At 61.6% G+C, this 23438-nt stretch carries 25 protein-coding genes; 11 read left to right on the forward strand and 14 right to left on the reverse strand.

The features are described from left to right. Window positions 1–3: 3 nt before the first annotated feature. The 3 genes from dsbA to B348_RS0103035 form a co-directional block, all read right to left on the reverse strand. Window positions 4–639 (reverse strand): thiol:disulfide interchange protein DsbA, encoded by a 636-nt coding sequence (dsbA, locus tag B348_RS0103025; protein WP_017734686.1) that lies wholly within the window; start codon window positions 637–639, stop codon window positions 4–6. A 168-nt stretch (window positions 640–807) separates the two neighbouring features. Further along, window positions 808–1419: a cytochrome c4 gene (locus B348_RS0103030; RefSeq protein WP_017734687.1), complete on the reverse strand. Its 612-nt coding sequence runs from the start codon at window positions 1417–1419 to the stop codon at window positions 808–810. Window positions 1420–1453: 34 nt separating this feature from the next. Further along, a complete protein-coding gene (locus B348_RS0103035; RefSeq protein WP_017734688.1) occupies window positions 1454–1756 on the reverse strand; it encodes a cytochrome c5 family protein in 303 nt (100 codons plus the stop codon). 192 nt (window positions 1757–1948) lie between these two features. Between B348_RS0103035 and yihA the strand changes: the two genes are divergently transcribed. Continuing rightward, the gene (yihA, locus tag B348_RS0103040) at window positions 1949–2590 is read left to right on the forward strand and encodes a ribosome biogenesis GTP-binding protein YihA/YsxC (protein ID WP_017734689.1); all 642 of its coding nucleotides are present in this window, start codon (window positions 1949–1951) and stop codon (window positions 2588–2590) included. Between the two features lie 270 nt (window positions 2591–2860). Here the strand turns inward: yihA and polA are convergent, their stop codons facing one another. After that, complete coding sequence (gene polA / locus B348_RS0103045; protein WP_017734690.1) at window positions 2861–5638, reverse strand: DNA polymerase I; 2778 nt, start codon at window positions 5636–5638, stop codon at window positions 2861–2863. A gap of 74 nt (window positions 5639–5712) precedes the next feature. On the opposite strand from polA, the gene B348_RS0103050 reads away from it, so the two are divergent. Further along, window positions 5713–6003 (forward strand): DUF2782 domain-containing protein, encoded by a 291-nt coding sequence (locus tag B348_RS0103050; protein ID WP_017734691.1) that lies wholly within the window; start codon window positions 5713–5715, stop codon window positions 6001–6003. Between the two features lie 56 nt (window positions 6004–6059). Continuing rightward, window positions 6060–7013: a homoserine kinase gene (locus tag B348_RS0103055; RefSeq protein ID WP_017734692.1), complete on the forward strand. Its 954-nt coding sequence runs from the start codon at window positions 6060–6062 to the stop codon at window positions 7011–7013. A gap of 125 nt (window positions 7014–7138) precedes the next feature. Here the strand turns inward: B348_RS0103055 and B348_RS0103060 are convergent, their stop codons facing one another. After that, the gene (locus B348_RS0103060) at window positions 7139–8068 is read right to left on the reverse strand and encodes a zinc ABC transporter substrate-binding protein ZnuA (RefSeq protein WP_017734693.1); all 930 of its coding nucleotides are present in this window, start codon (window positions 8066–8068) and stop codon (window positions 7139–7141) included. 58 nt (window positions 8069–8126) lie between these two features. Here B348_RS0103060 and zur point away from each other — a divergent pair, with 58 nt between their 5' ends. The 4 genes from zur to B348_RS0103080 are packed head-to-tail and all read left to right on the forward strand — an operon-like array spanning window position 8127 to window position 10932. Beyond that, on the forward strand, window positions 8127–8609 hold the full coding sequence (gene zur / locus B348_RS0103065) for a zinc uptake transcriptional repressor Zur (RefSeq protein ID WP_026136513.1): 483 nt from the start codon (window positions 8127–8129) through the stop codon (window positions 8607–8609). Next, window positions 8609–9394: a zinc ABC transporter ATP-binding protein ZnuC gene (gene znuC, locus B348_RS0103070; protein ID WP_017734695.1), complete on the forward strand. Its 786-nt coding sequence runs from the start codon at window positions 8609–8611 to the stop codon at window positions 9392–9394. Before zur ends, znuC begins: the two co-directional genes overlap by 1 nt. Next, window positions 9387–10175, forward strand: a complete 789-nt coding sequence (znuB, locus tag B348_RS0103075) for a zinc ABC transporter permease subunit ZnuB (RefSeq protein WP_017734696.1) — start codon at window positions 9387–9389, stop codon at window positions 10173–10175. Before znuC ends, znuB begins: the two co-directional genes overlap by 8 nt. 37 nt (window positions 10176–10212) lie before the next feature. Continuing rightward, window positions 10213–10932, forward strand: coding sequence for a PA5502 family lipoprotein (locus B348_RS0103080; RefSeq protein ID WP_017734697.1), 720 nt, complete (start codon window positions 10213–10215; stop codon window positions 10930–10932). Between the two features lie 101 nt (window positions 10933–11033). Here B348_RS0103080 and katE read toward each other — a convergent pair whose 3' ends face one another. Next, complete coding sequence (gene katE / locus B348_RS0103085) at window positions 11034–13163, reverse strand: catalase HPII (protein WP_017734698.1); 2130 nt, start codon at window positions 13161–13163, stop codon at window positions 11034–11036. Between the two features lie 228 nt (window positions 13164–13391). On the opposite strand from katE, the gene B348_RS0103090 reads away from it, so the two are divergent. Genes B348_RS0103090 through B348_RS0103100 form a run of 3 tightly spaced genes read left to right on the forward strand, consistent with a single transcriptional unit; the run spans window position 13392 to window position 15895 of the window. Further along, window positions 13392–14399 (forward strand): methionine ABC transporter ATP-binding protein, encoded by a 1008-nt coding sequence (locus B348_RS0103090; protein WP_017734699.1) that lies wholly within the window; start codon window positions 13392–13394, stop codon window positions 14397–14399. Next, complete coding sequence (locus tag B348_RS0103095) at window positions 14399–15073, forward strand: methionine ABC transporter permease (RefSeq protein WP_017734700.1); 675 nt, start codon at window positions 14399–14401, stop codon at window positions 15071–15073. Before B348_RS0103090 ends, B348_RS0103095 begins: the two co-directional genes overlap by 1 nt. A gap of 51 nt (window positions 15074–15124) precedes the next feature. After that, window positions 15125–15895, forward strand: a complete 771-nt coding sequence (locus tag B348_RS0103100; RefSeq protein WP_017734701.1) for a MetQ/NlpA family ABC transporter substrate-binding protein — start codon at window positions 15125–15127, stop codon at window positions 15893–15895. A gap of 174 nt (window positions 15896–16069) precedes the next feature. Here the strand turns inward: B348_RS0103100 and B348_RS0103105 are convergent, their stop codons facing one another. From B348_RS0103105 to B348_RS0103125, 5 genes are read right to left on the reverse strand one after another with little or no spacing between them, the layout of a single operon-like run. Next, window positions 16070–16705: an SCO family protein gene (locus tag B348_RS0103105; RefSeq protein ID WP_017734702.1), complete on the reverse strand. Its 636-nt coding sequence runs from the start codon at window positions 16703–16705 to the stop codon at window positions 16070–16072. Then, the gene (gene cyoE, locus B348_RS0103110; protein WP_017734703.1) at window positions 16702–17601 is read right to left on the reverse strand and encodes a heme o synthase; all 900 of its coding nucleotides are present in this window, start codon (window positions 17599–17601) and stop codon (window positions 16702–16704) included. The genes B348_RS0103105 and cyoE overlap by 4 nt, the downstream gene beginning before the upstream one ends. Then, window positions 17589–18668: a heme A synthase gene (locus tag B348_RS0103115; protein ID WP_017734704.1), complete on the reverse strand. Its 1080-nt coding sequence runs from the start codon at window positions 18666–18668 to the stop codon at window positions 17589–17591. Before B348_RS0103115 ends, cyoE begins: the two co-directional genes overlap by 13 nt. 10 nt (window positions 18669–18678) lie before the next feature. After that, a complete protein-coding gene (locus B348_RS0103120) occupies window positions 18679–19263 on the reverse strand; it encodes a hypothetical protein (protein ID WP_026136514.1) in 585 nt (194 codons plus the stop codon). Beyond that, the gene (locus B348_RS0103125; RefSeq protein ID WP_026136515.1) at window positions 19229–19993 is read right to left on the reverse strand and encodes an SURF1 family protein; all 765 of its coding nucleotides are present in this window, start codon (window positions 19991–19993) and stop codon (window positions 19229–19231) included. Before B348_RS0103125 ends, B348_RS0103120 begins: the two co-directional genes overlap by 35 nt. A gap of 28 nt (window positions 19994–20021) precedes the next feature. Between B348_RS0103125 and B348_RS0103130 the strand changes: the two genes are divergently transcribed. Next, the gene (locus B348_RS0103130) at window positions 20022–20225 is read left to right on the forward strand and encodes a twin transmembrane helix small protein (RefSeq protein WP_017734707.1); all 204 of its coding nucleotides are present in this window, start codon (window positions 20022–20024) and stop codon (window positions 20223–20225) included. A gap of 6 nt (window positions 20226–20231) precedes the next feature. Here the strand turns inward: B348_RS0103130 and B348_RS0103135 are convergent, their stop codons facing one another. The 3 genes from B348_RS0103135 to ctaD all read right to left on the reverse strand — a co-directional run bounded on the left by B348_RS0103135 (window position 20232) and on the right by ctaD (window position 23428). Further along, on the reverse strand, window positions 20232–21119 hold the full coding sequence (locus tag B348_RS0103135; protein WP_026136516.1) for a cytochrome c oxidase subunit 3: 888 nt from the start codon (window positions 21117–21119) through the stop codon (window positions 20232–20234). A 35-nt stretch (window positions 21120–21154) separates the two neighbouring features. Continuing rightward, window positions 21155–21706 (reverse strand): cytochrome c oxidase assembly protein, encoded by a 552-nt coding sequence (locus B348_RS0103140; protein ID WP_017734709.1) that lies wholly within the window; start codon window positions 21704–21706, stop codon window positions 21155–21157. A 135-nt stretch (window positions 21707–21841) separates the two neighbouring features. Beyond that, on the reverse strand, window positions 21842–23428 hold the full coding sequence (ctaD, locus tag B348_RS0103145; RefSeq protein WP_017734710.1) for a cytochrome c oxidase subunit I: 1587 nt from the start codon (window positions 23426–23428) through the stop codon (window positions 21842–21844). Between the last annotated feature and the right edge of the window lie 10 nt (window positions 23429–23438).

The following is a 23438-nucleotide window of genomic DNA, read 5'->3' on the forward strand; positions in this document are numbered from 1 at the left end:
CCCTTACTTGGCTGCGCGCTCTTTGGCGATCAGCTGGTCGGCGACGTTCAAGACAGCTTCAGGACCACCGGCAGTACCCAGGTCAAAACGGTATTTGCCGTTGACGATCAGGGTCGGTACACCTTGCACGCCGTACTTCTGCGCGAGTTCCTTGGCCTGTTTGATCTGGCCCTGGATGGCGAAGGAGTTGAAGGTGGCCAGGAACTTGTCCTTGTCCACGCCTTGGGTGGCGACGAAGTCAGCCATTTCGTCAGGCTTGGTCAGGCGCTTGCCTTGTTTCTGGATCGCGTCGAAGACCGCGTTGTGGACCTTGTGCTCCACACCCATGGCTTCCAGGGTCAGGAACAGTTGGCCGTGGGCATCCCAAGGGCCGCCGAACATGGCCGGGATGCGCTTGAAGTTAACGTCGGACGGAAGTTTTTCGGCCCATGGGTTGATAGTCGGCTCAAAGGCGTAGCAATGCGGGCAGCCGTACCAGAACAGCTCCACCACTTCGATCTTGCCAGGCACCGAAACCGGTACCGGATTGGTCAATTCGACATAGGTTTTACCGGCTTCAAGCGGCACGTCGGCAGCTTGTGCGGTCATGCCGAAGAGGCTGGCAGTGACGAGAGCGGCGCTGAGGATCAGATTACGCATGCTTTACTCCTGGACAAATAAAGTCGCCTCACGCGACCTTTGTTGTGACAGGTCTACGCGGGCATGAGTTCGTTAGTGTAACGGCACCGGCCACAAAAAAGGGCGGCCTGGGCCACCCTTTTTATGCTTGCATCGACGGATTAATCGAGCGTTAACGTTGCGTGCCGCTTAGTGCAGGCCCTGGATGTAGCTGGAGACCGCCGCAATGTCTTCATCACTCAGTTTGCGGGCGATGGTGCGCATGATTGCCGCGTCGCCATCGTTGGCTCGCCCGGCCTCTTCCTTGCGGAAATCGGTCAACTGCTTGGCGATGTAGGTGGCGTGCTGGCCGCTCAAGTGCGGGAAGCCCGCAGCGGCGATACCGGCGCCATTTGGCGAATGGCAGCCGATGCAGGAAGGCAGGCCTTTTTCCAGGTCGCCGCCACGGAACAGCTTCTCGCCACGGGCCACCAGTTTCGGATCAGCAGCTCCCACGCTGCCCTTCTGGCTGGCAAAATACGCCGCGATGTCCGCCAGGTCCTGATCGCTGAGGTTGGTCAGCAAGCCGGTCATTTCCAGCACCGTGCGCTTGCCATCCTTGATGTCGTGCATCTGCTTGGTCAGGTAGCGTTCACCCTGGCCGGCCAGTTTGGGGAAGTTCGGCGCCGGGCTGTTGCCATCCGGTCCATGGCAAGCACCACACACGGCGGCTTTCGCCTGGCCCGCTGTAGCGTCGCCTGCAGCATGGGCAACACCGGTGATGCCCAGGGTCAACAGCAGACTCACGATCAGTTTGTTCATCAGCTAATCCAACTACGGCTAAGGGGTTTAAGAGTTATCTACCGGGTTTACTCACCATCAACTGAATGACGGCCTGGTAATCCTCAGTACTGCAGTCCATGCACAAACCACGCGGCGGCATTGCCTTGAAACCCTGGGTCACGTGTTGCACCAGCGTGTCCATGCCCTGCGCCAGTCTTGGCGCCCAGGCTGCCTGGTCACCCCGCTTGGGGGCATTGGGCAACTGGCCAGCATGGCAAGCCACGCAAACTCGGTTGTACACCGCTTCCGGTTCCTGTGTAGCCTGAGCGCCATAAAGCGGAATCAGGACACCCAAAGCGAGCAACCATCGGGTCATACATCGACCTTTTCAGGGTTTGAGAGCGTTTTGCGTTCTAATGCGCAATAAAGGTCTTTCGCTCCCGTGAACCTCATCCTTCGCTGGGACAAAGCACACACAAAATCTGCGGCATTATATACTGGCGCTACTGAAACGGAAACGACACCGCTTGCCGCACCCTTTCTCGGCACCGCCCACATCGGAAATCTCATGCAACTCAAGAACCCCATCCTCGGCCTGTGCCAACAGTCCACGTTCATGCTCAGCGCCGCCAAAGTTGACCAATGCCCTGATGACGAAGGCTTTGAAGTCGCCTTTGCCGGCCGTTCCAACGCCGGCAAGTCCAGCGCGCTGAACACCCTGACCCACGCCAGCCTGGCACGCACCTCGAAAACCCCGGGCCGCACGCAACTGCTCAATTTCTTCAAGCTAGACGAAGATCGGCGTCTGGTCGACCTGCCGGGCTACGGTTACGCGAAAGTACCTATCCCGTTGAAGCTGCACTGGCAGCGTCACCTGGAGGCTTACCTGGGTGGCCGCGAGAGCCTGAAGGGTCTGATCCTGATGATGGACATCCGTCATCCAATGACCGACTTCGACCTGTTGATGCTCGACTGGGCCGTCGCCAGCGGCATGCCGATGCATATCCTGCTGACCAAGGCCGACAAGCTGACCTACGGCGCAGCCAAGAACACCCTGCTCAAAGTGCAGGCGGAAATCCGCAAAGGTTGGGGTGACGCGATCACCTTCCAGTTGTTCTCGGCGCCCAAGCGCCTGGGCCTGGAAGAGGCTTACACCGTGCTGGCCGACTGGATGGAATTGGCTGACAAAGGCGCGGAAATCGCCGAGTAACTTTTCTGCGGGCAAAAAAAACCCCGGACTTCGTATGGGGAGGGGAAGTTCGGGGTTCAAGTTCCGGACCGCTAGGGCGGGGTCCAGATATCTGCCAACACTTAACACAACATAGGAGCATTGAAGGGCTTCACCACCCATTCAGTAACTCTGAGTAGCGCTTCACGGGTTAAGTTCCGGCAGGTGCAGAAAACTATTGGAAATAACTGACGGCGCTATCTGATCTAAAGCACTCTGCCACCACCCTGCGGTAGTGGCAAAGCCCCGGAATCAATGCGCTTCGTCCCAGTTGTTACCCACACCCACTTCCACCAGCAGCGGTACATCCAGCTGCGCCGCAGCGCTCATGTGCTCGCGAATCTTCTCGCTGACTTCGGCGACCAGGTCCTCACGCACCTCCAGCACCAGTTCATCGTGCACCTGCAGGATCACCTTGGCATCCAGGTCCGAATCGGCCAGCCAGTTGTCCACCCGCACCATGGCTTTCTTGATGATGTCTGCGGCGGTGCCCTGCATCGGCGCATTGATCGCGGTGCGTTCTGCCGCTGCGCGCTCCTGCGGCTTGTTGGAGTTGATATCCGGCAGGTACAGGCGACGACCGAAGAAGGTCTCGACATAACCCTGATCCGCCGCCTGGGCGCGGGTGCGCTCCATGTACTCGCGAACCCCGGGATAGCGGGCGAAGTACACATCGATGTACGCCTTGGCCGTCTTCGTATCGACGCCAATATCCTTGCCCAGCTTCTGCGCGCCCATGCCGTAGATCAGGCCGAAGTTGATCGCCTTGGCGCTGCGGCGCTGATCCGTGGTGACCTCATCCAGCTCAACCTTGAACACCTCGGCCGCCGTGGCCGTGTGTACGTCCAGGTTGTCGCGGAAGGCGTTCATCAAGCCTTCGTCCTTGGACAGGTGCGCCATGATCCGCAGTTCGATCTGCGAATAGTCCGCTGCCAGCAGCTTGTAGCCTTTTGGCGCGACAAACGCCTGACGAATCCGACGACCTTCGGCGGTACGCACTGGAATGTTCTGCAGGTTCGGATCACTGGACGACAAACGCCCGGTCGCCGCCACCGCCTGGTGATAGGACGTGTGGATTCGCCCGGTGCGCGGGTTGATCTGCTCCGGCAGGCGGTCGGTGTAGGTGCTTTTCAGCTTGCTCATGCTGCGGTACTGCATCAGCACCTTGGGCAGCGGATAGTCATCTTCGGCCAGCTTGGCCAGCACTTCCTCAGCGGTAGACGCCTGGCCCTTGCCGGTCTTTTTCAGCACCGGCAGGCCGAGTTTCTCGTAAAGGATCGCGCCGAGCTGCTTGGGCGAACCGAGGTTGAACTCCTCGCCGGCAATCTCGTAGGCCTGGCGCTCCAGCTCGACCATCTTGTCGCCCAGCTCGACGCTCTGCACGCCCAGCAGGGCTGCATCCACCAACGCGCCTTGGCGCTCGATACGTGCCAGCACGGGCACCAACGGCATCTCGATGTCCGTCAACACGCTGGCCAGGCTCGGGATGGCCGTCAGTTGTGCATGCAGTTCCTGATGCAAGCGCAGGGTGATATCGGCATCTTCGGCCGCATACGGGCCCGCCTGCTCCAGCGCGATCTGGTCGAACGTCAGCTGCTTGGCGCCCTTGCCGGCGATGTCCTGGAAGCTGACGGTGTCGTAGCCCAGGTACTTCTTGGCCAGGCTGTCCATGTCGTGCCGGGTCGCGGTGGAGTTGAGCACGTAGGACTCAAGCATGGTGTCGAAGGCGATGCCGCGCACGGTAATGCCGTGGGCCGGGTCGCCGCCGATGGCGCAGTTGGCCAGGATATTCATGTCGAACTTGGCGTGCTGGCCCACCTTGAGCTTGGCCGGGTCTTCCAGCAGCGGTTTCAGGGCCAGCAGTACGGTGTCGCGGTCCAACTGCTGCGGCACGCCGATGTAGGAGTGGGTCAGTGGGATGTAGGCCGCTTCATGGGGCTGAATGGCGAAAGAAACCCCAACCAACTGCGCCTGCTGGGCGTCGATGCCGGTGGTTTCGGTATCAAAGGCGAACAGCTTCGCGTCGTTGAGCTTTTTCAGCCAGGCATCGAATGTGGCCTGGTCGAGGATGGTGGTGTAGGCAGCTTCCACTGGCTCTGCGACTTCAACGGTTTCTTCGGCAACCGGTGCGGCCTTGAGCTCGACACGCTTGGCATCGCGTTGAATCTCGTCAATCCAGCTTTTGAACTCCAGAAGCGTGTAGAGCTCCAGCAGTTTTTCACGATCCGGCTCGATCAGGTGCAGGTCATCCAGGCCCACATCCAGCGGCACATCGCATTTGATCGTCGCCAACTGGTAGGACAGGAACGCCATTTCCTTATGTTCTTCCAGCTTGGCCGGCAACGTCTTGGCGCCGCGGATAGGCAAGGTCGGGACAATGTCCAACTGCTCATACAGCTCTTTGATCCCGCCGTTCACCCCCACCAGCAAGCCGGAAGCCGTCTTCGGCCCAATGCCGGGAACGCCCGGGATGTTGTCGGACGAATCGCCCATCAACGCCAGGTAATCGATGATCTGCTCGGGAGCGACGCCGAATTTCTCTTTTACGCCGTCGATATCCATCGAACTACCGGTCATGGTGTTGACCAAGGTAATGTGCCCATCGACCAGCTGTGCCATGTCCTTGTCACCGGTGGAAATCACCACCGGGCGGTTGGCCGCCGCGCTGCTGCGGGCCAGGGTGCCGATCACGTCATCGGCCTCGACGCCTTCGACGCACAGCAACGGGAAGCCCAGGGCGATCACGCTCTGGTGCAGCGGCTCGATTTGCACGCGCATGTCATCAGGCATGCTGGGGCGGTTGGCCTTGTATTCGGCGTACATGTCATCGCGAAAGGTCCCACCCTTGGCGTCGAACACCACCGCGAACGGGCTGCCCGGATACTGCTTGCGCAGGCTTTTGAGCATGTTCAACACGCCCTTGACCGCACCGGTCGGCAGGCCTTTGGAGGTGGTCAGCGGTGGCAACGCGTGGAAGGCGCGGTACAGATAAGAAGAACCGTCCACCAGGACGAGGGGGGCTTGGCTCATGAGCAGGATCAACCTTTTCGGCGGGTCAGGCGCTAGAATAGCCGGACCAATGACGACAAAGGGACAAGGTTATCATGCGTACAGCGAATCGCTTGTTGTTGACCGGCTTGATTGCACTCCTGCCACTGGCCGCCACGGCAGCCGACAGCGCCCCCGGTGGTGACCCTGAGGTCACGATCCGCACCGAAGGCGACAAGACCATCCAGGAATACCGCCAAAATGGCTTCCTGTACGCGATCAAGGTCACGCCCAAGGGCGCACCCCCGTATTTCCTGGTGCGCGCGGACGGCACTGATGCGAACTTCATCCGCTCTGACCAGCCGGATATGCTGATCCCGTCATGGAAGATTTTCGAATGGAAATGATTTCTTAACTTAAATTGGCGCCGCGCCCTGCGGCGCCCGTACTGGCAGTTTTAACCATGTCTGTGTTCACCCCCCTGGCTCGGCCCGAGCTGGAAACCTTTCTCGCCCCTTACGGGCTCGGCCGCCTGCTTGATTTCCAGGGAATTGCCGCCGGTAGCGAAAACACCAATTTCTTTATCAGCCTGGAACAGGGCGAGTTTGTCCTGACCCTGGTGGAACGCGGTCCCGTCGCCGAAATGCCGTTCTTCATCGAACTGCTCGACGTGCTCCACGACGCCGACCTGCCCGTGCCCTACGCCTTGCGCACCACCGACGGCCAGGCCCTGCGCGAGCTGAAAGGCAAACCGGCCCTGCTGCAACCGCGCCTGGCCGGCAAGCACATCAAGCACGCCAACGCCCAGCACTGCGCCCAGGTCGGCGAACTGCTCGGCCATCTGCACCTGGCGACACAAGGCGACAAGGTACTGGAACGCAAGACCGATCGCGGCCTGGATTGGATGCTCAGTGAAGGTGCGCAGCTGATTTCGCATCTGGAGGCAGCTCCGCAGCGCTTGTTGCAAGACGCGCTGGACGAGATCGAAGCCCACAAGGCGCAGATCCTCGCCCTGCCGCGCGCGAACATTCACGCAGACCTGTTCCGCGATAACGCGATGTTCGAAGGCACCCATCTGACAGGCCTGATCGACTTCTACAACGCCTGCTCCGGCCCGATGCTGTACGACGTGGCGATCGCCCTGAATGACTGGTGCTCGGACGAAAACGGCGTGATCGACGGCCAACGCGCCCGCGCACTACTGGGCGCCTATGCAGGGCTGCGCCCGTTCACCGCCAAGGAGGCCGAACTGTGGCCGACGATGCTGCGGGTGGCGTGTGTGCGGTTCTGGCTGTCACGCCTGATCGCGGCTGAGTCGTTTGCCGGGCAGGATGTGTTGATTCACGACCCGGCGGAGTTCGAACACCGCTTGGCGCAGCGCCAGCAGGTCACGATCCAACTGCCGTTCGCCCTCTAAGGGTTCAACTCAATCAATGTGGGAGCTGGCTTGCCTGCGATAGCGATACATCAGTCACCAAATATGTGAACTGACAGACCGCTATCGCGGGCAAGCCCGCTCCCACATGGGTTTTGTGTTGGCTGTCAGAGCGACTCCAGGCAACCCGCCAGATCATTCCCCAACTTCTCCAGCACCTGCTCATACCCCTGAGCCGTCGCCGGCGTGTACCCACCCAACGCATCCAACTCCGCCAACTTCACCGGCAAGCCAGCCACCAGCGTCTCAGCCAGGCGCGGACGCAACGGCGGCTCACTGAACACACAAGTCTTGCCCACTTCCTGCAAGCGCGTACGCATCGCGGCCACATGCTGGGCACCGGGCTGCACTTCGGCGGCCACGCTGAACACGCCGGTGTGCTTGAGCCCGTAGGCATCTTCGAAGTAATCGAAGGCTTCATGGAAAACGAAGTAGGGCTTGTCGCCAATCGACGCCAGACGCACCTTCAAGCGTGCATCCAACGCATCCAGACGCTCATTGAACGCCTTGACGTTGCTCTGGTAACGCGCGGCATTCGCCGGGTCGGCAGCTGCCAGGTCAGACGCCATGCGCGCCGCAATCACTCGGGCGTTCACCGTGGACAACCACAAATGCGCATCCAGGCTGCCAGGACGGTGATCATGGTCATGCTCGTCGGCTTCGTCGGCGTGGGAGTGGCTATCTTCGGCGAAACGGCGCAGTTTCATCCCCGGAAGGTCCTGCACGGCCACCGTCGCGGCTGTACGACCTTTCAACACGCGCGGCAGGAAGCTCTCCATGTCCGGGCCGATCCAATACAGCAGGTCGACCGACTGCACGCGCCGTACGTCGGATGGACGCAATGCGTAGTTATGCGGCGACGCGCCCGGCGGCAGCAGCACCTCTGGAACGGCCACACCGTCCTGCACAGCGGCGGCGATCAACTGCAGCGGCTTGATACTGGTCAGCACCTTGACCTCGGCCTGAGCGGCGCCGGTTACGAACAAACTGGCGACAAATACGACAAAAACGGGAAAAAGTCGGGACACGATGACCACTCAATGGCGTAGGAACGGGTAACATAATAACGTCTCTATCAAATATCTGTCGCCGCTCATGCCTAAAACACCGCTTGCCAGCCGTCCCCACGACCACTCTCACTGCGTGCATACCGCGCTGTCGGAAGCCGACACCCTGTGCGCACAGAAGGGCCTGCGCCTGACCGCCTTGCGTCGCCGCGTGCTGGAACTGGTGTGGCAGAGCCACAAGCCGCTGGGCGCCTACGACATCCTCGGCGTGCTCAGTGAGCAGGACGGTCGCCGCGCCGCACCGCCCACCGTGTACCGGGCGCTGGATTTCCTCCTGGAGAACGGCCTGGTGCACCGCATCGCTTCGCTCAACGCGTTTGTCGGCTGCAACCACCCGGAACACGCGCACCAGGGCCAGTTCCTGATCTGCCGCGAGTGCCACGCGGCCATCGAGCTTGAACAAAAAAGCATCAGCGACGCCATTATCAAGAGTTCTGCCGACGTCGGTTTCCGCGTCGAAGGGCAAACGGTCGAAGTGGTCGGCCTGTGCTCGGGCTGCCAGGGGGCTTGATGAGCAACGCGTTAATCCGCCTGGAACAGGTCGGGGTCACGTTCGCCGGGCAAGCCGTGCTGGATAACATCGCACTGAGCGTCGAACCGGGGCAGATCGTCACCCTGATCGGCCCCAACGGCGCCGGCAAGACGACCCTGGTGCGCGCCGTCCTCGGCCTGCTCAAGCCCGACACCGGCAGCGTGTGGCGCAAGCCCAAGCTGCGCGTGGGCTACATGCCGCAAAAACTGCACGTCGACCCGACCCTGCCGCTGTCCGTCCTGCGCTTCCTGCGCCTGGTGCCCGGTGTAGACCGCGCCCGCGCCCAGGCCGCGCTCAAGGAAGTCGGCGCCGAACAGGTGATCGACAGCCCGGTGCAAAGCATCTCCGGCGGCGAAATGCAGCGCGTGCTGCTGGCCCGCGCCTTGCTGCGCGAGCCGGAACTGCTGGTGCTCGATGAACCCGTGCAAGGCGTCGACGTCGCCGGCCAGGCCGAGCTGTACAGCCTGATCACCCGCCTGCGTGACCGCCATGGCTGCGGCGTGCTGATGGTGTCCCACGACCTGCACCTGGTGATGAGCACCACCGACCAGGTGGTGTGCCTCAACCGCCACGTGTGCTGCTCCGGCCACCCGGAACAGGTCAGCGGCGACCCGGCGTTCGTCGAGCTGTTCGGCAAGAACGCGCAGAGCCTGGCGATCTACCATCACCACCACGACCACGCCCACGATTTGCACGGCGAAGTGGTCGACGATCCCGCCGCACCTCACACCCACGTTCATGGAGATAGCTGCAAGCATGGCTGATTTTCTGCTCTACGCCCTGCTGGCAGGCTTGGCTTTGGCGCTGGTGGCGGGCCCGCTGGGCTCGTTCGTCGTCTGGCGGCGCATGGCCTATTTTGGCGACACCTTGTCCCACGCCGCGCTCCTGGGCGTGGCCATGGGCTTCTTGCTGGATGTCAGCCCGACCATCGCCGTCACCGTCGGCTGCCTGCTGCTGGCGGTGCTGCTGGTGACCCTGCAACAGCGCCAGCCGCTGGCCTCCGACACCCTGCTCGGCATCCTCGCGCCGAGCACCTTGTCCCTGGGCCTGGTGGTGCTGAGTTTCATGCACGAAGTGCGCATCGACCTGATGGCCTACCTGTTCGGCGACCTGCTGGCGATCAGCAGCACCGACCTGGGCTGGATCCTCGGCGGCAGCGCCGTTGTGCTGGTATTGCTGATCGCCCTGTGGCGTCCGCTGCTGGCCATCACCGTGCATGAGGAACTGGCCACCGTCGAAGGCTTGCCCGTGCCGACCCTGCGCATGGCCCTGATGTTGTTGATCGCCGTGGTGATTGCTGTCGCGATGAAGATTGTCGGCGTATTGTTGATCACGTCGCTGCTGATCATTCCCGCCGCCGCCGCCCAGCGCCATGCCCGCTCACCAGAGCAGATGGCGATAGGCGCCAGCCTGCTGGGGATGCTCGCCGTGTGCGGAGGCCTGGCGCTATCCTGGTTCAAGGACACGCCGGCCGGGCCGTCGATTGTGGTCACGGCCGCCGCGCTGTTTCTGCTGAGTTTTGTCCTGCCCCGTCGAGGGGTGTAGACTTGCTCGCTTTTTGCGCAAATAGAGAGTCGCAGGAATGAAGCCGTTCACCTCCCGTTATCTGCTCCTTGCCGCATTTTCCCTGCTGCTGGGCGCCTGTCAAAGCACACCGCCCGCCGCCGTCCAGGCCCCGGACGCACGCGCTACGGCCATCGCACAGCTGGAGCAAAACCTCGCCAGCAGTGAGCTGGCCACCGCCGAAGACCAGTTGGCCGCACTGCAAGCCCAGTCGCCCAACGATCCCGCGCTGGAGCCGTACCAACGCCAATTGGCCGAAGCCTACCTGCAGCGCAGCCAGATCGTCCTGCAAAAAGGCGACGTCAACGCCGCCGCCACCGCCCTCAGCCGCGCCCGCGCCCTGATGCCCAAGGCCCCGGCGCTGACCGGCGGCGTGAACAGCGCCATCAGCCACGCCCGCAAGGCCGAACTGGACCAGGCCGAAGCGGCCCTGAAAGCCGCCGAAGCCAAGCCGGTAGCCAAGGTCATCGACCCGACGGCCGAAAGCACCACCGTGGCGTTGAACCTCGTCGATATTGAAGAACTTCGTCATCAACTGGATGCGATTGCCACCGATGTGGTGAATTACCAGTGTGATGTGAGCATCCAGGTGCCGCGCACCGAGGACTATCCATGGTTGGCCACGCTGCTGACCAAGCGGGTCAAGCGTATCGATTCGGCGTATGACCTGAAGCTGCACCGGCAGATCCTGAAGAAGATCCCGGCGCAGGTTGTGTTGATTCCGCGCAAGGCGCAATAAAGCCATCGCAGGCAAGCCAGCTCCCACACTTGAATGTATTCACAATTCAAAATGTGGGAGCGGGCTTGCCCGCGATAGCGATCCAACCAACAACCCAAAACTTAAGCCGGAATCGCCTTAGCCTTCGGCTCCCGCTCCCAAACCCGATGCTGGGCAATCGCCGCCACAAACGCCTTCAACGCCTTGGCATCCCCACCGACGATCAACCCCGCATCAGCCTCCAGCTTCAACAGCCCCAGCAACTGCTCGGCCTCGCCCACCACCGCAATGGCTTTCAAATGCTTGTAAGCCTCCAGCAGGTAATGCAGCGCCACGCCATCTTCGCTCAACGCCTTCACCGACTTGGCGCCGCCGGGCACAAACACCGCGTCGAATGCCACCGACGGCAACCCTTCCATGGACGCATCCACCGGCAGGCTCTTGCCCTGCGCCGTGGTGACCGGTGCCGAGGTCGGCCCGAGCAATTTGGCGTGGGCGCCTTCGGCCTTCAGCACTTTCTTCAAGGCGTCGATTGCAGCACCGTCCACGCCATTCGCGGCCAGGATCGCCACCTTGCGCGTCTTGATATCACCCGACAGCAGGTTCGCCTGGCTCAAGGCCGGTGAGCGCGACAACGATGTCTTGCGCTCCGGCACTGTGCCTTTCTTCGGCGCCGGCAAGCCCAGGTTCTGCGCCACACGCTTGGCCAACTCAAGGTCAATGTTGGCGAGGATCTCATTCACCTGGCGCGCGCGGATGTGCTCACGCTCCACCTTGCCCAGCTCAAAGCTGTAGGCCGCAATGATGTGTTCCTGTTCATGCTTGCTCATGCTGCGGAAAAACAGGCGCGCCTGGGAGAAGTGATCGCCAAACGACTCGCTGCGTTCACGCACTTTATGGGCGTCAATACGTTCATGGTACGACTCGAAACCACCGTCCTGTGCGGCAGGCGGGGTTTCCTTCGGCCAGCCGCCATCGATGGAGTTGGGTTCGTACGCCGCACGCCCTTTGTCGATGGTGGTGCGATGCATAGCATCGCGCTGGCCGCTATGGAACGGCGCCACCGGGCGGTTGATCGGCAACTCATGAAAGTTCGGCCCACCGAGTCGGCTGATCTGCGTATCGGTGTAGGAAAACAGACGGCCCTGCAACAACGGGTCATTGGAGAAGTCGATACCCGGCACGATGTGGCCTGGGCAGAAGGCGACCTGCTCGACTTCAGCGAAAAAGTTGTCCGGGTTGCGATTCAGCACCATCTTGCCCAGCGGCGTAATCGGCACCAGCTCTTCGGGAATCAGCTTGGTCGGGTCGAGGATATCGAAGTCGAACGCATGCTCCTTATCCTCGGGAATCACCTGCACGCCCAATTCCCACTCGGGGTAATCGCCCATCTCAATCGATTCCCAGAGATCGCGGCGGTGGTAGTCGGTATCTTTACCCGCGAGCTTTTGCGCTTCATCCCACACCAGCGAGCAGGTGCCGGCCGTAGGGCGCCAGTGGAATTTTACGAAGCTGGACGTCCCTTCGGCGTTAATGAAGCGAAAGGTGTGCACCCCAAAACCCTGCATGGCCCGTAGGCTTTTAGGAATCGCCCGATCGGACATTGCCCAAATCACCATGTGCGCCGATTCGGGCTGCAGCGACACGAAGTCCCAGAAGGTGTCGTGGGCCGAGCCGCCTGTAGGAATCTCGTTGTGGGGCTCCGGTTTTACCGCGTGCACGAAATCAGGAAACTTGATCGCGTCCTGAATGAAAAACACCGGCATGTTGTTGCCGACCAGATCGAAGTTACCTTCTTCGGTGAAGAACTTCACCGCAAAACCACGTACGTCGCGCACCGTATCGCCGGAGCCACGTGGGCCTTGCACAGTGGAAAAGCGCAGGAACACCGGGGTTTTATGACCGGGGTCGCGCAGGAAACCGGCCTTGGTCAGTGCAGAATGGTTCTCATAGGTCTGGAAGTAACCATGGGCACCGGTGCCACGCGCATGCACGATGCGCTCCGGGATGCGCTCATGGTCAAAATGCGTGATCTTTTCACGCATGATGAAATCTTCAAGCAACGAAGGCCCGCGGGCACCGACCTTCAAGCTGTTCTGGTTGTCGGAGATCTTCACACCCTGGTTGGTACGCAGGGCCTGGCCAGTAGCGTCAGAGCGAAATGCTTCCAAGGCCTCTAGCTTGGCATTGGTGTTCTTACGGTCCAGGGTGTCGGTTCCGGCGAGTTCGCTCTTTGGCTTTTTCGTACTCATCAGTCAAAACTCCTTATTCAGACCCAGGCACGGCACCCGGGAAGCGCATTGCTTAAGTAGTGACTGATGGGGTTTTCGGCCGTTCCTTTTTTATGACCTTTGATCGCGTTATTGCCAAATCGCTGGATGAATGCAAAAGAAATGCTAAGAAAGACTATACGGACAGGCTAAAATGCGCGCCCGGCTAACCGCTGATCCCTTTTCCATGCGCCCCACAAGGTTCGCTACGTGATCGAGTTTCATAACGTCCATAAAACCTACCGCGTCGCCGGTAAGGAAATCCCCGCGCTGCACCCCACCAGCCTGCGCGTCGAGAACGGCCAGGTATTTGGCTTGATCGGCCACTCCGGTGCGGGAAAAAGTACCCTTTTGCGTCTGATCAACCGCCTGGAACAACCCAGCGGCGGTCAGATCACTGTCGATGGTGAAGAAGTCACCGCCCTGGACGCCAACGGCCTGCGCCGTTTCCGCCAGCAGGTCGGGATGATCTTCCAGCACTTCAACCTGCTCGCGTCCAAGACCGTTGCCGACAACGTGGCGCTGCCACTGACCCTGGCCGGCGAATTGTCACGCAAGCAAATCGACCTGCGCGTCGCCGAGCTGCTGGCCCGCGTCGGCCTGTCGGATCACGCCAAGAAGTACCCGGCACAATTGTCCGGCGGCCAGAAACAGCGCGTCGGCATCGCCCGCGCCCTGGCGACCAAGCCGAAGATTCTGCTGTGCGACGAGGCCACCAGTGCCCTCGACCCGCAGACCACCGCGTCGGTCCTGCAACTGCTGGCCGAGATCAACCGCGAGCTGAAACTGACCATCGTGCTGATCACCCATGAAATGGATGTGATCCGCCGCGTCTGCGACCAGGTGGCCGTGATGGACGCCGGCGTCATCGTCGAGCAAGGCTCGGTGGCCGACGTGTTCCTGCACCCCAAGCACCCGACCACCAAGCGTTTCGTGCAAGAGTCGGAACAGGTCGATGAAAACGAGCAGCGCGATGACTTCGCCCACGTGCCCGGCCGCATCGTGCGCCTGACGTTCCAGGGCGACGCGACCTACGCGCCGCTGCTGGGTACCGTCGCCCGTGAAACGGGTGTGGACTACAGCATCCTCGCCGGTCGTATCGACCGCATCAAAGACATCCCCTACGGGCAATTGACCCTCGCCGTCACCGGCGGCGACATGGACGCCGCGTTTGCGCGCTTCACCGCCGCAGACGTCCACATGGAGGTCCTGCGCTAATGGAAGTCCTGTTGAGTTTCTTCGCCAATATCGACTGGTCGGAAATCTGGCTCGCCACCGGCGACACCATGATCATGCTGTTCGGTTCGCTGTTCTTTACCGTGCTGCTCGGCCTGCCCCTGGGCGTGCTGCTGTTCCTGTGCAGCCCGCGCCAACTGTTCGAACAGAAAGGCCTGTATGCGCTGCTGTCGCTGATCGTGAACATCCTGCGTTCGCTGCCGTTCATCATCCTGCTGATCGTGATGATCCCGTTCACCGTGCTGATCACCGGCACGTCGCTGGGCGTGGCCGGTGCGATTCCGCCGCTAGTGGTCGGTGCCACGCCGTTCTTTGCGCGCCTGGTGGAAACCGCCCTGCGTGAAGTGGACCGCGGCATCATTGAAGCCACCCAGTCGATGGGCGCGACGACGCGTCAGATCATCACCAACGCCTTGCTGCCCGAAGCCCGCCCCGGCATTTTCGCCGCGATTACGGTGACGGCGATTACACTGGTTTCCTACACGGCAATGGCCGGTGTGGTTGGCGCCGGTGGCCTGGGCGACCTGGCGATCCGTTTCGGTTACCAGCGTTTCCAGACCGATGTGATGGTGGTCACCGTGGTGATGCTGTTGATCCTGGTGCAAATTCTGCAAACCGTCGGCGACAGGCTGGTGGTGCACTTTTCTCGAAAATAACGGCCATTGCCGGCTCAAAGCCGGCAAATGCCCGAACAAGGAGCTTGCTGGATGAAAAAACTACTGGTTGCTTTCGCCGCCGTCGCCGCGTTTTCCGCCCACGCCGAGACCATCACGGTCGCGGCCTCGCCGGTGCCGCACGCAGAAATCCTCGAATTCGTGAAACCAGCCCTGGCCAAAGAAGGCGTGGACTTGCAGGTCAAGGTCTTCACCGACTACGTGCAGCCCAACGTACAGGTCGCGGAAAAGCGCCTGGACGCCAACTTCTTCCAGCACCAGCCGTACCTGGATGAGTTCAACAAGGCCAAGGGCACGCACCTGGTCAGCGTTGGCGCCGTGCACCTGGAACCCCTGGGCGCTTACTCCAGCAAGTACAAGACCCTGGCCGAGCTGCCGGACGGCGCCAACGTGGTGATCCCGAACGACGCCACCAACGGCGGCCGTGCACTGTTGCTGCTGGCCAAGCACAACCTGATCACCCTGAAGGACCCGACCAACATCCTGTCGACCATCAAGGACATCACCGGTAACAGCAAAAAACTGAAGTTCCGCGAGCTGGAAGCCGCCACCCTGCCGCGCGTGCTGACCCAGGTTGACCTGGCGCTGATCAACACCAACTACGCCCTGGAAGCCAAGCTGGACCCATCCAAGGACGCACTGGTCATCGAAGGCAGCGACTCGCCTTACGTGAACATCCTGGTGACCCGCGAAGACAACAAGGATTCGGACGCGGTGAAGAAGCTGGTGGCAGCCCTGCACACGCCGGAAGTGAAGAAGTTCATCGAAGAGAAGTACAAAGGCGCGATCAAGCCGGCGTTCTGATCCAACTCGATCTCCTCAACACCGGAGATCAAAAAATGTGGGAGCCGGCTTTTGTGGGAGCTGGCTTGCCTGCGATGCAGGCACCGAGGTGTGTCAGTCACACCCTGGTGATGCAATCGCAGGCAAGCCAGCTCCCACATGAGTCCGGCTCCCACTTTTGTTTTGTGTTGCTGGTTATTGGCGCTGCAACAGCACCGGCAACTGCACCACCAACTTCTGATTATTCAACGGCGCCCGGATAAACCCGCGCTGGGTCCCATCCGGCCCGATCAGCGCCAGGTTACCGCTGTGGTCCACCGTGTAGTTCGGCTTGCTGGTATCCGCCGGAATGAACGGGATGCTCACCGCATTCGAAACCTTCTGCACCTCCTCCACATTCGCGCCAGTCAGGCCGACAAACTGCGGATCGAAGTAGCCCAGGTACTGCTTGAGCTGGGTCGGCGTGTCACGGTTGGGGTCAACGCTGACCAGGATCACCTGCAACTTGTCCACCGCCTCCTTGGGCAGCTCGCTCTTGATCTGGCGCAGCTGGGCGAGGGTGGTCGGGCAGATGTCCGGGCAGAAGGTGTAGCCGAAGAACAGCAGGCTCCACTTGCCCTTCAACTCATTGACCAGCACCGGCTGGCCTTCCTGATTAGTCATGGTCACCGGCGGCAGCTGGCGGCTTTGCGGCAGCAGGATAATGCCGGCATCGATCAGCGCAGTAGGGTCGCCCTGGCCTTTGCCACTGAGCACTTTGTTGACGGTCAGGCCCATGATCAACGCGACAATGGCCACCAGGATAAAGACGGTTTTTTGAGTACGGGTCATAGGCTCAACAGTAGGTAATGGTCGACGAGCAGGGCGATAAACAGCAGCAGCAAGTACCAGATAGAGTACTTGAAGGTGTTGATCGCCGCGTGCGGCTGAGCGCCACGGTACAACACCAGGGCCCATTGCAGAAAGCGCGCGCCCAATAGCAGTGCACACACGAGGTAGAGCAGGCCGCTCATGTGGATGACATAGGGCATCAGGCTCACCGCCAGCAGGGCGAAGGTGTAGAGCAGGATATGCACCTTGGTGTAGTGCTCGCCGTGGGTGACCGGCAACATCGGAATGTCGGCCTTGGCGTATTCCTCCTTGCGATGGATGGCCAGGGCCCAGAAGTGCGGCGGAGTCCAGGCGAAGATGATCAGCACCAGCAGCAAAGGCTCGGCGCTGATATGGCCGGTGACGGCGACCCAACCCAGCAACGGCGGCGCCGCACCGGCCAAGCCGCCGATCACGATATTCTGCGGCGTCGCCCGCTTGAGAAAGCCGGTGTAGATCACCGCATAACCCAACAGCGAAGCCAGGGTCAGCCACGCCGCCAAGGGGTTGGTGAACGCCAGCAACAGGGCCAGCCCTGCAACCGCCAGCAGCAACGCAAAGATCAGCGCCGCCAGCGGCGACACGCGCCCTTCAGCCAACGGCCGCTTGTGGGTGCGCGCCATCACCGCATCGATGCGCCGGTCCACCACATGGTTGACCGCCGCCGCACCGCCGGCACACAACGCAATCCCCAGGTTGCCGAACACCAGCACCGCCCACGGCACGCCGGCGCGGGTAGCGAGGAACATCCCCACCAGTGAGGTGACGAGCATCAGCACCACCACTTTCGGCTTGGTCAGCTCCAGGTAGTCACGCCAGATCGCCTGGTTTTGCCGCGCGCCGATCAAGGTCGCCATGGCATCTCTCCTTTAAGGGTGATGAGGCCCGAGACGTGTTTGCGCGGGATAAAACGCCAGCCGAACGGCAGCTGATTGCGCACCCGCACCAGGCTGGTACGGGCGTGGTAATTGACCAGCACCAGCGTCAGCAGCAACGCCGCGCCGCCGGCGTTATGCCCGACCGCCACCGGCAGCGGCAGGTGGAAATACACATTGCTCAAGCCCAGGCAGATTTGCGCGCCCAGGGCGATCAGCAGCAGGCCCGCCAAACGGCTCATGCCCACGGCGCGCAGTTGCCAGGCCAGGCCCAGCAACACCAACGACACCAGCACCGCGCCGAGGCGATGGGTCAGGTGAATCGCCGTACGCGCCTCGCTGTCCAGTTGCCCGCCCAAATAGTTGGGCCCGATGTGCTGGGTCAGGTGAAAGCCATTGGCAAAATCCGCCGCCGGCCACCACTCGCCATGACAGGTCGGCAGGTCGATGCAGGCCACCGCCGCATAGTTGGAGCTGACCCAGCCGCCCAGCGCAATCTGCCCGATCACCAGCACCAGCCCGGCCGTCGCCCAATATTGCAGGCGCTTGGGCACGATCAGCGCGGGCAGCACGCCGGACAGGCGCAGCGTCAGCAGAAACAGCAGGCTCAAGGTGGCAAAGCCGCCCAGCAGATGCCCGGTCACCACCTGCGGCCACAGCTTCAGCGTCACCGTCCACATGCCGAACGCGGCCTGGGCAAACACCACCGCCAACAGGAACAGCGGCAGTTTCACCGGCTGGCCCGGGTCGCGGCGATGGCGCCACGAACGCGCGGCCAGCAGCACGATCAGCAGCCCCAAGGTGCCGGCGAAGTAGCGATGAATCATCTCGCTCCAACCCTTGTCCGCCTCCACTGGCGTGTCAGGGAAGTGCAATTCGGCATGGGCCAATTGGGTTTCGCTTTGCGGCACGCTGATAAAGCCGTAGCAACCCGGCCAGTCCGGGCAACCGAGGCCGGCGTGGGTCAGGCGGGTATAGGCGCCGAGCAGCACGACGATCAGCGCCAGCAAGGTGGCAAACAACGCGAGGCGAAATCCAGGTTTGGCCATGACGATGCCCTTATCCGATATTCGACAGTTTCAGCAGGTGGCGCAGGTCGTTGAGCAAATCCTTGCCCTTGACCGTGGCGTCGTAGCGCAACACCAGGTTGCCGTGGGGGTCGACGATCCACAGCTGCGCATCGCCCGGCGCGGCGGCGCTCTTGCTGAACGTCGGCAGGTCCAGCGGGTAACGTTGCAGTTGCGGGTATTCGGCCTTCAGCTTGGCCTCGTACTCGGCGCCCAGCGGCTGCGCGCTGGCCAAGGCATGGCTGGCACGGGACGCATCACGCCCCAGGCCGATTTGCAGTTGGCGCGCCAGGTACACCAGTTGCTGGCAATCGGCAGCGCACGCGGCGGGCGCGGTGACCAGCAGCTGCCAGCGCTCTTCATCGGCCTGCACGCCGATGTCGGCGCGGGTCTGGCCGTTGCCGATCATCTCGCCGTGGTAGCTGCGGCTGTCCGGCACCCAGAACTGCAATTTGTACATGAAGGTGGCCAGCGCCATCGGCCCGACCACCATCAGCAGGATCAGGATCAGCTGCCAGCGGCCTTTGCGCCGGTCCGGCGCCTCAGACATGTTGGGTGGATTCATGGCCGCTCCCATGGGACTTCTCCTTTTTGTTGTGCCAGCCGAGGTAGAGGTACAGCGCGAGCAACGCCAAGGCCATGGCGAACCATTGCACGGCGTAGGCGAGGTGTTTTTCCGGGCCCATGGCCACGATCGGCCAAGTGGTTTCGTACGTACCGGGGCCAGCTTCGGCGCGCAGCTCGTAGGCAAAGCCGCTGCGAGCCAATTCAGTCCACAGCGCGCCAGGGTGCAAGGCGGTCAGCAGGCGCGGCCATTGCGCCGTGGCCGGGTCCGCATGCAGCTGGAAGGTTTCGCCGGGGGCGACATACACCCAGGCGTCGAGATTGACCGGCGTGGCCGGGGTGGTGAAGGCGGGCGGGGTGCGTCGGTCTGGCCAGGGCAGCCAGCCGCGATTGAGCAACAGCCAGAGGCCGCTGGCCCTGTCGTGGAAGGGTTGCAGCAGCTCTACGCCGGCCTTGCCGTCGCGCATGCGGTTGTCGAGCAGCACGCTGTGCTCGGCATCGAATTGGCCGCGCAAGCGCACGCGGCGAAAGGCCGGGTCAGGCATGTCGTTGAGTTGCGCGCTACTGATCGGCTCCGCCGCGCGCCGCTCGACGTAACTGTCCACCAGCAGCTGCTTTTCATGGCCGCGAGACAGCTGCCAAAACCCCAGGCCCACCATCAAGGGCAGCAGCACCAACACCACCAGTGTCGGCGCGATCCCGGGGCGAAAGCATTTCATGGCGCTGGCTATACTTGTTTTCATTGCCCGCCCATCCCATTGGAGCCCGACCATGCTCAAAGCCGCTATTGCCCTGATGCTGATCGCGACCGTTGTGAGCCTGTTCAGTGGCTTGTTCTTCCTGGTCAAGGACGAGGGCAACTCCAATCGCCTCGTCACTGCCTTGACCGTGCGTGTCGTGTTCGCCGTGATCACCCTGGCGTTGATCACCTGGGGCTTTTTCAGCGGCCAGCTGGTGTCTCACGCGCCGTGGTAAATCGCCTCACAGCACATACACGAAGAAAAACAGGCCGATCCACACCACATCCACAAAGTGCCAATACCAGCTCGCCGCTTCGAAGCCGAACTGATGCTCGGCATTGAAGTGCCCCTTGAGGATGCGCATCAGCATCACAAACAGAATGATCGTGCCGATGGTCACGTGGGCGCCGTGGAAACCGGTGAGCATGAAGAACGTCGCGCCGTACACGCCCGAGCCCAAGGTCAGGCCCAGCTCTTTATAGGCATGGATGTATTCCTCGGCCTGGAACCCGAGAAACGCCAACCCCAGCAGCACGGTGATCGCCAGCCAGAGCTTCAGCGCGCCGCGATGACCTTTGCGCAGCGCGTGGTGAGCAATGGTGATGGTCACGCTGGAACTCACCAGCAAGATGGTATTGACCAGCGGCAGACCCCACGGGCTGATCGTCCCCTCGGGCGCGGGGTACAGTTTTGGGTCAGGGTTGTTCAGCAGCGGCCAGGCAAACTCGAAGTTCGGCCACAGCATGTGCGCGATGCCTTTTGAGCCTTCGCCCGCCAGCCACGGTGCCGACATGTGCCGTACATAAAACAGTGCACCGAAGAAGGCGATAAAGAACATCACTTCGGAAAAGATGAACCAGGTCATGCCCCAGCGGAACGAGCGGTCCATCTGCGGGCTGTACAAACCGGCGCGGCTTTCCTTGATCACCGCGCCGAACCAGCCGAACAACATATAGGCCAGCAACAACCCGCCGACGAAAAAGATCCACGGGCCGTGGGATTCCGGGCGCGCGGCCTTAAGATCGTTGAACCACACGGCCAGGCCGTACACCGTGACCAGCATGCCAACCGTGGCAATTATTGGCCATTTGCTTTGCGCTGGTACGTAGTACGTATCATGAGACGACATGTATTCGCTCTCCTGATTGAGGGGGCAAACAGTAGCTAGCCGCCGCTGCGGACGGCCACCGGCGGTTGGCGCGCAGTGATATCAAACAGCGTGTACGCCAGGGTCAAATGCTTCACATCCTTGGGCATGTCGCGATCGACGATAAAACGCACCGGCATTTCGATGCGCTGGCCCGGCTGCAACACCTGCTGGGTAAAGCAAAAACATTCGGTCTTGTGGAAGTACATCGCCGCTTCCGCCGGCGAAATGCTCGGCACGGCCTGGGCGGTCATGGCCTTGTCCGTGGGGTTGTAGGCCACGAACAGCATCTCGGTCACGGCACCGGGGTTGACCACCACTTCATCGGCCTTGGCGTGGAACTCCCAGACCATGTCGATGGCATTGGTGGACAGGAACTGCACGCGCACTTGGCGCGACGGGTCCACCACCTGCGCCCCTTCGTACTGCCCGGCGGTCTTGCCGTTGATGCCGAACGCCTTGCACATCACGTCATAGATCGGCACCAGGGCGAAGCCGAAGGCGAACATGGCGACCACCAGGATCAGCAGGCGGGTGACCAGGCGCCTGATGGGCACGGACTCAGCCATCACACACCCCCAGCTTTTGATTGTCTGTGGGAGCGGGCTTGCCCGCGATAGCGGTGTGCCAGGCACTGCATGTGGCGACTGACACACCGCCTTCGCGGGCAAGCCCGCTCCCACAGGAGTCCCGTGGCGACTTGTTCATTTGACCTCCGGCGGCGTAGTGAAGGTGTGGTACGGCGCCGGCGAAGGCACGCTCCACTCCAGCCCTTCGGCCCCATCCCACGGCTTGGCCGGTGCCGGCGGGCCGCCACGGATGCACTTGATCACGATAAACAGGAAGAAGATCTGCGTGGCGCCAAACATGAACGCGCCAATCGACGACACCATGTTGAAGTCGGCGAACTGCAGGTTGTAGTCCGGCACCCGCCGCGGCATGCCGGCCAATCCCACAAAGTGCATCGGAAAGAACGCCATGTTCATGCCCACGAAAGACAGCCAGAAGTGCAGCTTGCCCAGGGTTTCGTCGTACATGTGGCCGGTCCATTTCGGCAGCCAGTAGTAGGCCGACGCGAAGATGCCGAAGATCGCGCCGGGCACCAGTACGTAATGGAAGTGCGCCACTACAAAGTAGGTGTCGTGGTACTGGAAGTCCGCCGGGGCAATCGCCAGCATCAGCCCGGAGAAGCCGCCGATGGTGAACAGGATCACAAAGGCCACGGCAAACAGCATCGGCGTCTCGAAGGTCAGCGAGCCTTGCCACATGGTGCTGACCCAGTTGAACACTTTCACCCCCGTCGGCACGGCGATCAGCAGGGTGGCGTACATGAAGAACAACTCGCCCACCAGCGGAATGCCCACCACGAACATGTGGTGCGCCCACACGATGAACGACAGGAACGCAATGCTCGCCGTGGCGTACACCATCGAGGTGTAGCCGAACAACGGCTTGCGCGAGAAGGTCGGGATGATCGAGCTGACGGCGCCAAAGGCCGGCAGGATCATGATGTATACCTCGGGGTGGCCGAAGAACCAGAACACATGCTGGAACAGCACCGGGTCACCGCCACCGGCCGCGCTGAAGAAGCTGGTGCCGAAGTGGATGTCCATCAGCATCATGGTCACGCAACCCGCCAGCACCGGCATCACCGCGATCAACAGGAACGCGGTGATCAGCCAGGTCCAGACGAACAGCGGCATTTTCATCAGGGTCATGCCCGGCGCGCGCAGGTTGAGAATGGTGGCGACCACGTTGATCGCGCCCATGATCGAACTGATGCCCATCAGGTGGATGGCGAAGATGAAGAACGTCACGCTTTCCGGCGCATAGGTGGTGGAGAGCGGGGCGTAGAAGGTCCAGCCGAAATTCGGCCCGCCGCCGGGGGTAAACAGGGTCGAGACCAGCAACAGGAACGCCGCCGGCAGCAGCCAGAAGCTGAAGTTGTTCATGCGCGGCAGGGCCATGTCCGGCGCGCCGATCATCAGCGGGATCATCCAGTTGGCCAGGCCGACAAACGCCGGCATCACTGCGCCGAACACCATGATCAGGCCGTGCATGGTGGTCATCTGGTTGAAGAACGCCGGCTCGACGATTTGCAGGCCGGGCTGGAACAGTTCGGCACGGATCACCATGGCGAACGAACCGCCGAGCAGAAACATGGTGAAGGCGAACCACAGGTACATCGTACCGATGTCTTTGTGGTTGGTGGTCAGCACCCAACGCATCAGGCCTTTGGCGGGGCCGTGGGCATGGTCGGCGTGACCATGGTCATCGATCACAGTGCTCATGGCCGTTCTC

This window comes from Pseudomonas sp. CBZ-4, from assembly GCF_000346755.1.
GTDB lineage: Bacteria > Pseudomonadota > Gammaproteobacteria > Pseudomonadales > Pseudomonadaceae > Aquipseudomonas.

Excerpts from the sequence above, each read along its gene's own strand:
- dsbA (WP_017734686.1), bottom strand. The coding sequence starts at position 639 with ATGCGTAATCTGATCCTCAGCGCCGCTCTCGTCACTGCCAGCCTCTTC.
- B348_RS0103030 (WP_017734687.1), bottom strand. The coding sequence starts at position 1,419 with ATGAACAAACTGATCGTGAGTCTGCTGTTGACCCTGGGCATCACCGGT.
- B348_RS0103035 (WP_017734688.1), bottom strand. The coding sequence starts at position 1,756 with ATGACCCGATGGTTGCTCGCTTTGGGTGTCCTGATTCCGCTTTATGGC.
- yihA (WP_017734689.1), top strand. The coding sequence starts at position 1,949 with ATGCAACTCAAGAACCCCATCCTCGGCCTGTGCCAACAGTCCACGTTC.
- polA (WP_017734690.1), bottom strand. The coding sequence starts at position 5,638 with ATGAGCCAAGCCCCCCTCGTCCTGGTGGACGGTTCTTCTTATCTGTAC.
- B348_RS0103050 (WP_017734691.1), top strand. The coding sequence starts at position 5,713 with ATGCGTACAGCGAATCGCTTGTTGTTGACCGGCTTGATTGCACTCCTG.
- B348_RS0103055 (WP_017734692.1), top strand. The coding sequence starts at position 6,060 with ATGTCTGTGTTCACCCCCCTGGCTCGGCCCGAGCTGGAAACCTTTCTC.
- zur (WP_026136513.1), top strand. The coding sequence starts at position 8,127 with ATGCCTAAAACACCGCTTGCCAGCCGTCCCCACGACCACTCTCACTGC.
- znuC (WP_017734695.1), top strand. The coding sequence starts at position 8,609 with ATGAGCAACGCGTTAATCCGCCTGGAACAGGTCGGGGTCACGTTCGCC.
- znuB (WP_017734696.1), top strand. The coding sequence starts at position 9,387 with ATGGCTGATTTTCTGCTCTACGCCCTGCTGGCAGGCTTGGCTTTGGCG.
- B348_RS0103080 (WP_017734697.1), top strand. The coding sequence starts at position 10,213 with ATGAAGCCGTTCACCTCCCGTTATCTGCTCCTTGCCGCATTTTCCCTG.
- katE (WP_017734698.1), bottom strand. The coding sequence starts at position 13,163 with ATGAGTACGAAAAAGCCAAAGAGCGAACTCGCCGGAACCGACACCCTG.
- B348_RS0103095 (WP_017734700.1), top strand. The coding sequence starts at position 14,399 with ATGGAAGTCCTGTTGAGTTTCTTCGCCAATATCGACTGGTCGGAAATC.
- B348_RS0103100 (WP_017734701.1), top strand. The coding sequence starts at position 15,125 with ATGAAAAAACTACTGGTTGCTTTCGCCGCCGTCGCCGCGTTTTCCGCC.
- B348_RS0103105 (WP_017734702.1), bottom strand. The coding sequence starts at position 16,705 with ATGACCCGTACTCAAAAAACCGTCTTTATCCTGGTGGCCATTGTCGCG.
- cyoE (WP_017734703.1), bottom strand. The coding sequence starts at position 17,601 with ATGGCGACCTTGATCGGCGCGCGGCAAAACCAGGCGATCTGGCGTGAC.
- B348_RS0103115 (WP_017734704.1), bottom strand. The coding sequence starts at position 18,668 with ATGGCCAAACCTGGATTTCGCCTCGCGTTGTTTGCCACCTTGCTGGCG.
- B348_RS0103120 (WP_026136514.1), bottom strand. The coding sequence starts at position 19,263 with ATGGGAGCGGCCATGAATCCACCCAACATGTCTGAGGCGCCGGACCGG.
- B348_RS0103125 (WP_026136515.1), bottom strand. The coding sequence starts at position 19,993 with ATGAAAACAAGTATAGCCAGCGCCATGAAATGCTTTCGCCCCGGGATC.
- B348_RS0103130 (WP_017734707.1), top strand. The coding sequence starts at position 20,022 with ATGCTCAAAGCCGCTATTGCCCTGATGCTGATCGCGACCGTTGTGAGC.
- B348_RS0103135 (WP_026136516.1), bottom strand. The coding sequence starts at position 21,119 with ATGTCGTCTCATGATACGTACTACGTACCAGCGCAAAGCAAATGGCCA.
- B348_RS0103140 (WP_017734709.1), bottom strand. The coding sequence starts at position 21,706 with ATGGCTGAGTCCGTGCCCATCAGGCGCCTGGTCACCCGCCTGCTGATC.
- ctaD (WP_017734710.1), bottom strand. The coding sequence starts at position 23,428 with ATGAGCACTGTGATCGATGACCATGGTCACGCCGACCATGCCCACGGC.